At 71.4% G+C, this 12,226-nt stretch carries 11 protein-coding genes; all 11 read left to right on the top strand.

Annotation, left to right across the window (positions count from 1 at the left end; all coding sequences use genetic code 11):
- The first annotated feature begins 1 nt into the window (after window position 1).
- The 11 genes from murD (at window position 2) to HUN08_RS10480 (ending at window position 12,072) form a co-directional block, all read left to right on the top strand.
- Window positions 2–1,543, top strand: a complete 1,542-nt coding sequence (gene murD / locus HUN08_RS10530; protein WP_124249000.1) for a UDP-N-acetylmuramoyl-L-alanine--D-glutamate ligase — start codon at window positions 2–4, stop codon at window positions 1,541–1,543.
- Window positions 1,544–1,611: 68 nt separating this feature from the next.
- A complete protein-coding gene (gene ftsW, locus HUN08_RS10525; protein ID WP_301546988.1) occupies window positions 1,612–3,099 on the top strand; it encodes a putative lipid II flippase FtsW in 1,488 nt (495 codons plus the stop codon).
- A complete protein-coding gene (gene murG / locus HUN08_RS10520; RefSeq protein WP_124248998.1) occupies window positions 3,096–4,232 on the top strand; it encodes an undecaprenyldiphospho-muramoylpentapeptide beta-N-acetylglucosaminyltransferase in 1,137 nt (378 codons plus the stop codon). The genes ftsW and murG overlap by 4 nt, the downstream gene beginning before the upstream one ends.
- A 35-nt stretch (window positions 4,233–4,267) precedes the next feature.
- Window positions 4,268–5,758, top strand: a complete 1,491-nt coding sequence (murC, locus tag HUN08_RS10515) for a UDP-N-acetylmuramate--L-alanine ligase (protein WP_124248997.1) — start codon at window positions 4,268–4,270, stop codon at window positions 5,756–5,758.
- The gene (locus HUN08_RS10510) at window positions 5,755–6,447 is read left to right on the top strand and encodes a cell division protein FtsQ/DivIB (protein WP_124248996.1); all 693 of its coding nucleotides are present in this window, start codon (window positions 5,755–5,757) and stop codon (window positions 6,445–6,447) included. Before murC ends, HUN08_RS10510 begins: the two co-directional genes overlap by 4 nt.
- A gap of 253 nt (window positions 6,448–6,700) precedes the next feature.
- Window positions 6,701–7,855 (top strand): cell division protein FtsZ, encoded by a 1,155-nt coding sequence (gene ftsZ, locus HUN08_RS10505; RefSeq protein ID WP_124248995.1) that lies wholly within the window; start codon window positions 6,701–6,703, stop codon window positions 7,853–7,855.
- Window positions 7,855–8,592: a peptidoglycan editing factor PgeF gene (gene pgeF, locus HUN08_RS10500; protein ID WP_124248994.1), complete on the top strand. Its 738-nt coding sequence runs from the start codon at window positions 7,855–7,857 to the stop codon at window positions 8,590–8,592. Before ftsZ ends, pgeF begins: the two co-directional genes overlap by 1 nt.
- 168 nt (window positions 8,593–8,760) lie before the next feature.
- Window positions 8,761–9,498 (top strand): cell division protein SepF, encoded by a 738-nt coding sequence (locus tag HUN08_RS10495; protein WP_124248993.1) that lies wholly within the window; start codon window positions 8,761–8,763, stop codon window positions 9,496–9,498.
- Window positions 9,499–9,540: 42 nt separating this feature from the next.
- Window positions 9,541–9,828, top strand: coding sequence for a YggT family protein (locus HUN08_RS10490; protein ID WP_124248992.1), 288 nt, complete (start codon window positions 9,541–9,543; stop codon window positions 9,826–9,828).
- A gap of 262 nt (window positions 9,829–10,090) precedes the next feature.
- On the top strand, window positions 10,091–10,912 hold the full coding sequence (locus tag HUN08_RS10485) for a DivIVA domain-containing protein (RefSeq protein WP_124248991.1): 822 nt from the start codon (window positions 10,091–10,093) through the stop codon (window positions 10,910–10,912).
- Window positions 10,913–10,932: 20 nt separating this feature from the next.
- Window positions 10,933–12,072 carry a hypothetical protein gene (locus HUN08_RS10480; RefSeq protein ID WP_124248990.1) on the top strand — a complete coding sequence of 380 codons (1,140 nt, stop codon included), beginning with the start codon at window positions 10,933–10,935 and terminating at the stop codon, window positions 12,070–12,072.
- Window positions 12,073–12,226 lie beyond the last annotated feature (154 nt).

The following is a 12,226-nucleotide window of genomic DNA, read 5'->3' as shown; positions in this document are numbered from 1 at the left end:
GGTGGACCGCCAGACTCGTGCCGCCGCCGAACTCGTCGCCGGGTTGGGCGGCGCCGACGTGCTCGTCGCCGGGTTCGGCAGCGCCGGTCGGTCGGCGACCACCTTTCTGACCGCGGCACAGTCCCGGGTCACCGCGATCGACGGCGCATTCGGCGCACCGGAGACCGTCGACGGCGTGACCCGCATCGGGGTCGACGAGGCGCTGGGCGACGCGGAGCTGTGGCGCCGCGCCCGCCTGCTGGTCGTCTCGCCCGGCTTCCCGCCCGATCACCCCCTCGTGGCCGCCGCGCATGCCGCGGGCGTCCCGGTCTGGGGTGAGGTCGAGTTGGCCTGGTGGGTCGACCAGAACGCGGTGACCGGTCCGCCGCGCACCTGGCTGGTGGTGACCGGGACCAACGGCAAGACCACGACCACCGCGATGCTCGAGGAGATCGTCGCCGCCTCCGGGCGCACCGTCGCGGCCTGCGGCAACTTCGGCACCCCGGTGCTCGACGTGTTGACGGCCTCGCCGCGGGTGGAGGTGCTGTGCGTCGAGGCGTCCTCCTTCCAGCTGCACTGGGCGCCGTCGCTGCGCCCGGCCGCGGGGGTGGTGCTCAACATCGCCGAGGACCACCTGGACTGGCACGGCGGCATGGCGGGGTATCGCGACGCCAAGGCGGGCGCGCTGCTGGGCGCGGTGGCGGTGGTCGGGGGCGACGACGAGATCGCCTCGGCGCTGCCGGTCGGCCCGACGTCTCGCCGGGTCGCCTTCACGCTGGGCGAGCCGGCGGCGGGGGAACTGGGCGTCGTCGGCGAGATGCTCGTCGACCGGGCATTCGGCGAACCGGCCGGAGAGCCGCGCGAGCTGGTCGCCGCCGGACTCATCCATCCGCCCGGCCCGTCCGGTCGGGCCGACGCGCTGGCCGCGGCGGCGCTGGCGCTCGCGATCGGGGTGCCCGCCGCGGCCGTGGCGCAGGGGCTGGCCGGGTTCGCGCCGGCGAAGCACCGGGGGGAGCGCGTCGCCTCTCGTGACCGCGCCGACGGGGTCGCCGTCGACTTCATCGACGATTCGAAGGCGACCAATCCGCATGCCGCGGCCGCCGCGATCGCCGCCCGCGACCGCGTGGTCCTCGTCGCGGGCGGACTGCTCAAGGGGGCGTCGGTGGACGAATTGATCCGGGGGGCGCGGGAACGGCTGGCCGGGGTCGTCGCGATCGGCCGCGACCGCGACGAGTTTGTGCGGGCGATTGCGCGACACGCCCCAGAAGTCCCAGCAGTCACAGTATTCACAGGGGACGATGGGCGGGTGAGTGTTGCCAAGCACGTTCCAGGGACTGATTCACCGCTGGGTTCGCCCGATACCGGCGCCGGCGACCGGGCCGCCGCCGACGCCGTGATGCGGGCCGCCGTCGGATCGGCGTGGGAGTTGGCGCGCGCCGACGGCCGGGCCGACGCCGTGCTGCTGGCACCCGCGGCGGCATCGTTGGACATGTTCGGAAGTTACGCGGCGCGCGGGGACGCCTTCGCCGCGGCCGCAGCCGCGCTTGCCGGAGCGACGTCGTGACCGCCGCCGCCGAACAGGCCGACACCGCCAAGCCCTCCGCCGGGAAGGCGGACACGGGCGGCGAGTCGTTGCTGGCGTGGCCGCGGGTCATCGCCGAGGCCGTCCGCAATCTGCTCGCCCGGCCGACCGCGTCCTTCCACCTCATCGTCGGCATGGCCATCGTCCTCACCATCCTGGGCCTGGTCATGGTGCTGTCCGCCTCGTCGGTGGAGGGCTACTCCAAGGAGGGGTCGGCCTACAGCCTGTTCACGACGCAGGTGATCTTCGCGATCCTCGGGCTGGTGGTGTTCTACGGGACCGTCCGATTGCCGGTGCGGCTGCTGCGGCGCATGGCCGGGCCGATGATCGTGCTGACGACCCTGCTGTGCGCACTGGTCCTGATCCCCGGTGTCGGCACGCTCAGCCAGGGCGCCCGTCGCTGGTTCGTCATCTACGGCCTGTCGGTGCAGCCCTCCGAGCTGGTGAAGGTGGCGCTGTGCGTGTGGGGCGCCCACCTGCTCGCGTCGCGGCGCCGCGACAACGCGACGATGGGCGAGCTGCTCGTCCCGCTCCTGCCGGTGGCCGTCCTCATCTGTCTGCTGATCCTGCTGGAGCCGAACCTCTCGACGACGATCACCATCGCCATCATCGTCGGCGCCCTGCTGTGGTTCGCCGGCCTGCCCGTGCGGGTCTTCCTGGCTTTCGGCGCGACCGTCGTCGTGTTCGCCGTCGGTCTGGCGCTCGTCGAGGGATACCGGTCCGAGCGCGTCCGCAGCTTCATCGGGGCCATCCACGACCCGCAGGGCGCCGGCTACCAGGCGAGACAGGCCCTCTACGCGCTGGCCAACGGCGGTGTCTTCGGGGTCGGCCTCGGACAGAGCCGGGCGAAGTGGAACTATCTGCCGAACGCGCACAACGACTTCATCTTCGCGATCGTCGGCGAAGAACTCGGCCTCCTCGGCGCGCTGGTCGTGATCAGCCTCTTCGTCGGGCTCATGCTCATCGGGATCCGCATCGCGCTGCGCTCGGAGGATCCCTTCCTCAAGCTCATGACGTCGACGATCACCGTGTTGATCACGGCGCAGGCGATCATCAACATCGGCTACGTCGTCGGGCTGCTGCCGGTGACCGGTATCCAGCTGCCGTTGGTGTCCGCGGGCGGGACGTCGACCCTCACCGTCCTGGCGATGTTGGGGCTGATGGCGAATGCCGCCCGGCACGAACCGGAATCGGTCGCCGCGCTCGGCGACGTCAAACCGCTCGGTTGGCGCGCCCGCCTGTCGCGACTGCCCGCGCCGGTCGCCTACCGGCCCTCGCGCACCGACCAGCTGCGCGAACGGCTGGCCAAGCGGCCGCGCCGGTCCGAGCCGGTGGCGCGCCGCCGACCGCAGGCGCGCGACGCACGGCCGATCGCCTCGGGCGGCCGGTCCACCTCGCCGCGCCCGCGGCGCACCGAGACCGGGGCGATCCCGCGGACCGAACGCGCTCCCGGACGCCGGAGTCATTCGGCTCGCGGCGGCGCGCGGGCGCAATCCGATCCGACGCGGACGACACGGCCCCGGGACGGGTGGCGATGAAGGACCCGGTGACACGGCCGGTCTCGGTGGTGGTGGCCGGCGGCGGCACGGCCGGACACATCGAGCCGGCATTGGCCGTCGCGGACGCGATCGCCGCCATCGACCCGACCGCCCGGATCACCGCGCTGGGCACGGCGAAGGGCCTGGAGACGACCATCGTCCCGGACCGCGGCTACGACCTGCGCCTGATCCCGCCGGCGCCGCTGCCGCGCCAGGTCGGCATGGATCTGGCGCTCACCCCCGGCCGCCTGGCCCGCTCGGTGCGGGCGACGCGCAAGGTGCTCGACGACGTGTCGGCCGACGTCGTCATCGGATTCGGCGGCTACGTCGCGCTGCCCGCCTATCTGGCCGCGCGCGGCCGGGCCAGGCGCCGCCGACGCATTCCGCTGGTGATCCACGAGGCGAACGCCAGCGCCGGAATCGCGAACAAGATCGGCGCCCGCTGGGCCGAGCGGGTCATGGCGGCCGTCGCCGACTGCGGTCTGCCCGGCGCCGAGGTCGTCGGGATCCCCGTCCGGGGCAGCCTTGCCGGCCTGGACCGGTCCGCGCTGCGCGCCAAGGCCTGCCACTACTTCGGCCTCGACGAATCGGTGCGCAACCTGCTGGTCTTCGGCGGATCGCAGGGGGCGGTGCGCCTCAACGACGCCGTGGTCGGCGCGGCCAGGCAACTCGGCGACGCGGGCATCGGCGTCCTGCACGCCTACGGCCCCAAGAACACGATCTCGCCGGAACGGGTCGAGGGGGCACCGCCGTATGTCGGCGTCGGCTACCTCAAGCGGATGGACCTGGCCTATGCGGCCGCCGACCTGGTGATCTGCCGCTCCGGTGCGATGACCGTGGCCGAGGTCTCGGCGACCGGGCTGCCCGCGGTCTACGTGCCGCTCCCGCACGGCAACGGCGAACAGGCCCTCAACGCGCTGCCCGTCGTCGAGGCCGGCGGCGGTCTGCTCGTTCCCGACGACGAGATGACCCCGCAGTGGGTGGCCCGCGAGGTTCCCGCGCTGCTGGGCGACGACGAGCGGCTCGCCGCGATGGCGGCGAACGCGGCGATCGGCGGGCACCGCGACGCGGCCGCCACGGTCGCGCGGGCGGCCCTGGAATTGGCCCGGCGCGATCACCGGGCAGACTTGTAGCCCTAACCGGCACGACGAGAGGACGACGACGACCGATGGCCGAAAGCGAAGCGGAACCACTGCCGGAGCACCTGGGCCGGGTCCACATGGTGGGCATCGGCGGGGCCGGCATGTCGGGTCTCGCGCGGATCCTGCTCGCCCGCGGCGGGCAGGTGTCCGGGTCGGACGCCAAGGAGAGTCGCGGCATCCTCGCGTTGCGCACCCGCGGTGCGGTCATCACGATCGGACACGACCCGGCGGCGCTGGATTCGCTGCCCGGCGGGCCCACCGTCGTCGTGACCACCCACGCGGCCATCCCGAAGGACAACCCCGAACTCGTCGAGGCGCGCAAACGCGGGATCGACGTGGTGTTGCGGCCCTCGGTGCTGGCGACCCTGATGGCCGGACACCGCACGCTGCTCGTCGCGGGCACCCACGGCAAGACGTCGACGACGTCGATGGCCGTCGCCGCACTCCAGCACGCCGGCGCCGACCCCTCGTTCGCGATCGGCGGCGAGCTGAACGAGTCGGGGACCAATGCGCACCACGGCAGCGGGGAGATCTTCGTCGCCGAGGCCGACGAGAGCGACGGCTCGCTGCTGGAGTACCCGGCCACGGTCGTGGTGGTGACGAATATCGAGGCCGACCACCTGGACTTCTTCGGCAGCGAGGCGGCCTATGTCGAGGTCTTCGACAAATTCCTCGCCGGGGTGCAGCCCGGCGGGGCGGTCGTCGCCTGCCTCGACGACCCGGGGGTCGCAGCACTGCTCGACCGCACCGAGGAGGTGCTGCGGGACAACCGGGTGACGGTCCTCGGATACGGCCACAACGACGGTGCGGGCGAGCCGGAATCGCGGCGCGAGCGCTTCGTGGCCGAGTTGCTGGAGTTCACCGGCGGCCCGGACGGGGGGAGCAGCCGCGTGCGGCTGCACCCGCCGGTGGTGCCGGAATCCACCGAGATCACCTTGACGACCCCGATGCCCGGCGTACACATGGCCCTCAACGCGCTGGCCGCAGTGCTGGCCGCGAACGCGGTGACGGCCGATGCGGGGGCGGCGTCGCTGGACTCCCTGGCCGAGGGCATCGCGGAGTTCTCCGGGGTGCGCCGGCGCTTCGAGTATCGGGGGAGCGCGGGCGGCGTCCGCGTCTACGACGACTACGCCCATCACCCGACGGAGGTCCGCGCAGTCCTGTCGGCGGCCCGCGTCGCCGCCGGCGGCGGTCGCGTGATCGCGGTCTTCCAGCCGCATCTGTACTCGCGCACCCAGGAGTTCGCGCGTGAGTTCGCGGGCGCGCTCGACCTCGCCGACGAGGCGATCGTGCTCGACGTCTACGGCGCCCGGGAGGATCCGATGCCCGGTGTCACCGGGCGGCTCATCACCGAGCAGATGACCCACTCGGGCCGGTTCGTGCCCGACCTCAACGATCTGGTGCCCGCCGTCGTCGGGCTGGCCGAGTCCGGCGACGTGATCCTGACCCTCGGTGCCGGTGACGTCACCATGCAGGGCCCGGAGATCCTCGCGGCGCTGGGGAAGCCGTCCCGGTGAGCCGTACACGGTTCTGGCTCGTCTGTACCGCCGTGGTGGCGGTGCTCGGCGGATTGGTCGCGGTCGCCTACTTCACCCCGCTGATGGCGGTGCGCACCATCGCCGTCTCCGGGGTGACCGCGACCTCCGGATTGAGCGACGACCAGATCCGCCAGCAGGCGCAGATCCCGTCGGGACGGCCGTTGTTGCAGATCAACACCGCGCAGGCGGCCTCGCGGGTGGCGGCGATCAGTGCGGTGGAGTCGGCGCGGGTGCGCCGCAAATACCCGTCGACGATCGAGGTGATCGTCGTCGAGCGGATGCCGGTGGTCCGGGTGGAGACCGAGCGCGCCACGACGGTGCTCGACCGGTTGGGCGTCGGCTACCGGCACTACGACCGGGGGACCGCCGTGCCGGCCGATGTGCGGCGTCTGCCCCAGTTGGACACCCCCAACGTCGGACCGACCGACCCGGCCACGACGGCGGCGCTGCACATCGTCGTCGAGCTGCCCGACGACCTGCGCGCGTCGATCGCGACGGTCCGCGCGCAGTCGCCGGTCGACATCGCCTTCATCCTGCGCAACGGGACGACGGTGGTCTTCGGCGACGGGACGCGGGTCGGGGACAAGGCGATCGCGTGGCGGGCCATCACCACGCGCAAGGGAACCCTCTACAACGTGTCGAGCCCTGACCTTCCCTCGTACCGTTAACAGAGTGACGCGTGTGACAGCGCCAAGGCTCTGACCAGGCACTGGGCAAATGGTTCAGGTGATCGCATGACGAGTTTGGCGACACGCCGAGTCGATGCTGGCCCGGCGGTGGCGCAGTGCCTAGCGTTGCCCGTTGAACGTGTACTACTTGACATAACTCTAAATCTGTGGTTCAGGTTTAGGGTTTGCCCGAGGGAATGGCGGGGACTTCTCCCCGCCGACCCCCGGTGACACAGAGGAAGGCGAGTCGGCAATGACGGCACCGCACAACTACCTGGCCGTGATCAAAGTCGTCGGCATCGGCGGTGGCGGCGTGAACGCCGTCAACCGGATGATCGAGCAGGGGCTCAAGGGCGTCGAGTTCATCGCCATCAACACCGACGCGCAGGCGCTGTTGATGAGCGACGCCGACGTCAAGCTCGACGTCGGGCGCGACTCGACCCGCGGCCTCGGCGCCGGTGCCGACCCGGAGGTGGGCCGCCGCGCCACCGAGGACAACCGCGACGACATCGAGGAACTCCTCAAGGGTGCCGACATGGTCTTCGTCACCGCGGGCGAGGGCGGCGGCACCGGCACCGGCGGCGCACCCGTCGTCGCGTCGATCGCCAAGAAGCTCGGCGCGCTCACCGTCGGCGTCGTCACCCGCCCCTTCGCCTTCGAGGGCAAGCGGCGCAGCGGCCAGGCCGACACCGGGATCACCGCGCTGCGCGAGTCGTGCGACACCCTGATCGTCATCCCCAACGACCGCCTGCTGCAGCTGGGCGACGCCAACGTCAGCCTGATGGACGCCTTCCGCAGCGCCGACGAGGTGCTGTTGAACGGCGTGCAGGGCATCACCGACCTGATCACCACTCCGGGCCTGATCAACGTCGACTTCGCCGACGTCAAAGGCGTGATGAGCAATGCCGGCAGCGCGCTGATGGGCATCGGCTCGGCGCGGGGCGAGGACCGCGCGAAGAAGGCCGCAGAACTGGCGATCAACTCGCCGCTGCTGGAGGCGTCGATGGAGGGTGCGCGGGGCGTGCTGATCTCGATCGCCGGCGGCTCGGACCTCGGACTCTTCGAGATCCACAACGCCGCGACGCAGGTGCAGGAGGCGGCACACGAGGACGCCAACATCATCTTCGGCACGGTCATCGACGACAACCTCGGCGACGAGGTGCGGGTGACGGTCATCGCGGCCGGCTTCGACGGCGGGTCGCCGCGGCGCCGGAGCGACGCGCCGGCGATCGGTCACACCGACGTCGCGGCCGGGCAGGCGGGCAAGGTCAACGCACCCGCGTCGGGCGAGTCGATCTTCAGCAGCTCCGGCAGTGCCGAGTCGGCGGTTTCGAAGACCGACGAACTCCGGCCCAACACGGTGCGGCTCGACGACGACGACGTCGACATCCCCGATTTCATGAAGTGATGGCCGGCGCCACCGCTAAGCCCGCCAAGCGCGGCATCCGTCGAATCGTCACGACTCGCGAGGGCGGGGTCTCCGCGCCGCCCTACGACTCGTTCAATCTGGGCGATCACGTCGGCGACGACCCGGAGGCGGTCGCCGCCAACCGGGCGCGGCTGGCCCGCGCGACCGGCCTGCCCGACGAGCGGGTGGTCTGGATGGAACAGATCCACAGCACCACGGTCACCGTGGTCGACGGGCCGCAGCAGCGCCCGGTGCTCGCCACCGACGCACTGGTCACCGCACAACCAAACCTCGCCCTGGCCGTGCTCACCGCGGACTGTGTGCCGCTGCTCCTGGGCGACGAGGAGGCCGGGGTCATCGCCGCGGTCCACGCCGGACGCGTGGGCGCGCGCAACGGCATCGTCGTCGAGACCCTGCGCGTCATGGCCGGGCTCGGCGCGCAACCGGGGCGGATCACCGCCCTGCTCGGGCCGGCAGCATCCGGCAACTTCTACGAGGTGCCGCCGGAGATGGCGCGCGACGTCGAGGGCCACTTGCCGGGCAGCCTCTGCCGGACGGAGGCCGGGACGGTCGGCCTGGACCTGCGGGCCGGGATCTCCCGACAGCTGGCCGGTGCCGGCATCCGGTCGATCGCCGTCGACCCGCGGTGCACCATCGCCGACGAGAAGCTGTTCAGCCACCGGCGCGGCGCCCCGACGGGCCGGCTCGCCTCGGTGATTTGGCGCGAGGACGGATAGGTGGTGCTTTTCTGCGCGTGTCGTGCCGCCCAACGGTCTGGCCCGAGGGCTACCGTAAGGACCAATGGGCAATCACATTGGTCACATGAGACACAGCAACACCACGACTTTGGCGAAGCCAGCGTCACCGACCAACCAGAAGAGCCGATAGACATAGAGGGGCGCACGATGACCACGATGCAGAAGTTCAAGGCCTACTTCGGCATGGTGCCGCCGAGTGACTACGAGGACGACTACCTCGAGGACGAGGGCACCGGCGCGATCCGGCGCGTGCGCGGTCGCGGCTACGACTACGACGACTACTACGGCGAGAGCGCCTACCGCGACGGCTCCTACCGGGACGAGGGCTTCGCCGAGTCGTACCGTGCCGATTCCTACGGTGCCGATCCCTACGGCGAACCGGTCCGCGAAACCGAACAGCGGCGCGAGCGCGTCCGTTCCTCGAACCGCTACGAGGAGGACGAGCGCGACTACGCCGCCGTCGGCAACGGGGGATATGTCTACACCGGCGGTGCCCGCGGCAACGCGCGCCTCGAGCCGCTGCACCGCTCGGCGGGGTCGACGCTGCGGGCGGTCGGCGCCACCGCCGGCCTGGCCGCAGAGGCCGAGCCCGCCGTCTTCGGCGACGGCCAGAAGATCACCACGCTGCGCCCGTCGAGCTACAGCGAGGCCCGGACGATCGGGGAGCGCTTCCGCAGCGGCAACCCGGTGATCATGGACCTGGTCGACATGAGCAACGCCGACGCCAAGCGGCTCGTCGACTTCGCCGCCGGTCTGGCGTTCGCGCTGCGCGGCTCCTTCGACAAGGTGGCGACCAAGGTCTTCCTGCTGGCACCGGCCGATATCGACGTCTCACCCGAGGATCGTCGCCGGATCGCCGAGACCGGTTTTTACAGTCACTCGTGACCCGGACGTGCCGCGCGCGGCGATCTGCGGCAAAGTGATGATGTGACCGTTTTCCTCACCATCGTCTACTACGTCCTGTGGTTGTACTGGATGCTCCTGCTCGCCCGCCTCGTCCTCGAGTTGGTTCGCTCCTTCGCCCGGGACTGGCACCCGAAGGGGGCGGTGGTCGTCATCGTCGAGACGATCTTCACGTTGACCGATCCACCCATCAAACTGCTGCGGCGGGTCATCCCGCCGCTGAACCTCGGCGCCGTGCGACTCGACCTGTCATTGATGATCGTAATGATTCTCGTCATCATCGCGCAGCGCGTCGTCCTCGCGTTGATGTGAGGAGTTGCGGGGGTAAACTCGCTGGTGGGAGTCCTGCCGCCGCGTATACCGGCTCGAGCCCAAGGTCATTGTTGGGCGACCGTTAGGTTGCGACACCGTCTCGGACGGGTGCGACGGGCGGGATGGTTGTGACAGGATGGTGCGCTAGGGGCAGAACTGTCCGTTGTGAACAGTGTATTTTTCGCACTCAGCGGTTCAGCGCGCCACGCCAGACGTCGCAGACGAGATGCGTCTACGACACCGAGGTAGAGGGGAATAGGCCATGCGGCTGACACCGGCTGATGTGCACAATGTTGCATTCAGCAAACCGCCCATCGGGAAACGCGGCTACAACGAGGACGAAGTCGACCAGTTCCTCGACTTCGTGGAAGCCGAACTCGCCCGTCTCATCAATGAGAACGCCGACCTCACCGCGCGAGTAGAAGAACTCGACTCCGAGCTGGCCCACGCCCGTGCCGCCGGTCCCGCACCCGCCGCGCCGCAACCGGCCCAGCCGCAGCCGGCGCCCACACAGGTATTCGCCGGACAGCCGCCCGCCTACGCGGCCCCGGCCGAGCCGCCGCGACCGGCGGGTCAGTCCGAAGAGGAGGCGAACGCCCGCGCGGCCCGCGTGCTCGCGCTGGCCCAGGACACCGCCGACCGCGTCACCGCCACCGCGCGCAGCGAGTCGGAGGCCACGCTCAACGACGCCCGCGGCCGTGCGGATTCGATCGTCGCCGAGGCTCAGGCGAAGGCCGACGGCATGCTCGTCGACGCCCGGCAGCGGTCCGAGGCCATCCTGGCCGACGCGCAGACCCGGGCCGAGGCCCAGCTGCGCCAGGCCGCCGAGCGGTCCGAGGCGCTGCAGGCCGACGCCGAGCGCAAGCACAGCGAGATCATGGCGACCATCAGCCAGCAGCGCGGCGTCCTCGAGGGTCGGATCGAGCAGCTCAAGACCTATGAGCGCGAGTACCGCACGCGACTGAAGACCTACCTGGAGTCCCAGCTCGAAGAGCTCGCGCAGCGCGGGAGCGCCGCGCCGGTCGAGGGCGGCCGCGAGGCCATCGCCGACCCGGGTGGCTACCCGGGCAGCGGGCAGTACTAGTCGTTCGGTTGGAGTGAGCCATGTTGGTTGCCGCGATCCTCGCCGCTCTCACGGCCTTCGGGCTGCTCGTCGCCGGACTTCTGACCGGTCACGTCTGGTTGGCCGTCGCCTGTGTCGTCGCCTCGGCGATCGGGCTGATCCTGCTGCTGGTCGACACGAGGCGGACCGCCCGGGCCAATCCGGTGGAAGAGGCGCCGACCACCGGCGCCTTCCTCGGTGAGGACGTCGCTGCCTACGCCGCGCAGCGCGAGGCGAAGCGCGACGCCGGCGCCTACGCCGACGTAGCGGGCACCGGCGCCCTGTCGATGGGGAACACCGGTTCGCACACCCGTATCGGCCCGCGGACCGGGGAGTTCCCCGCGGCACGACACGGGGTGCGCGAGGGTGAGGCGCCGGCATCCGGCCAATTCGCCGCCCCCCGTCGACCCGCTCCGCCCGGATCGGGGTGGACGACGACCTCGACCGCCGCCCCGGTCGGCGATACCGCCGCGGCGGCCGGTTTCCGCGACCCCGAACCCGACTTCACCGGGCCGATCCCGGTTTTCGGCGGCGGAGCAGCACCGGCGCCGGCGCCCGCCGCACAGCCGGCCCCTCCGGCGGAGTCGGACCCGGCGTTCACCCTGCTCACGGTGGAGACCGTGAATCAGCCTCCCGCCCCGGCGCCCGGTTCGCGTCCGGTGCCGACCTGGGAGCGCACCGAGGCGCCCCAACCGCCCGTCCACCCCCCGGGGCAGCAGCCTCCGGCCCAGCAACCTCCGGTGCCGCAACCTGCGGTGCCTCAGCCCGCGGCCCAGCAGCCGCCCGCGCAGTCCTCGACCGCCGCTTGGCCCACCCCGGCGTCGACCGGGCGCGCCCCGCGGGTGGGTGACCTGCACGATTACGTGACGTCGACCGGGTCGATCCCGCGGATCGAGACGACCGGTTCGATTCCCAAGGTGGTCGGCGACAGCGAAGAGGTCTCCGGCATCCGGTGGGAGTCGTCGATTCCGCCGACCTCGGGGTCCGGCCTGGTCGCCGACGAGTCGCGCGCGGCCATCGCGCACGTCAACGACATCCCGTCGAATCCGGTGGGCCGCCGAGCGCGGCGCCGGCCGCCGAGCGAGGAAGCCGCGCGGCCGATTGATCCCCTCGATCCGAATTGGCGTCCGCCGTCGAACTGACTAAACTGGGCACCGCGATGATCCGGCCATCACCGGGGAGCACCCGGAAGAACAGATCCGCACGTGGATCCCAGTAGAACCGGGCGGGTCCGGGCCCGTTACTCCCGATCAAGTCGAGTGGTCCGGCTCGCCCGCATCGTCGGGCGGTCACGGG

The sequence above is a fragment of the Gordonia sp. X0973 genome, from assembly GCF_013348785.1.
Classification (GTDB): Bacteria; Actinomycetota; Actinomycetes; order Mycobacteriales; family Mycobacteriaceae; genus Gordonia.
This window is presented reverse-complemented; position numbering and strand designations above follow the sequence as displayed.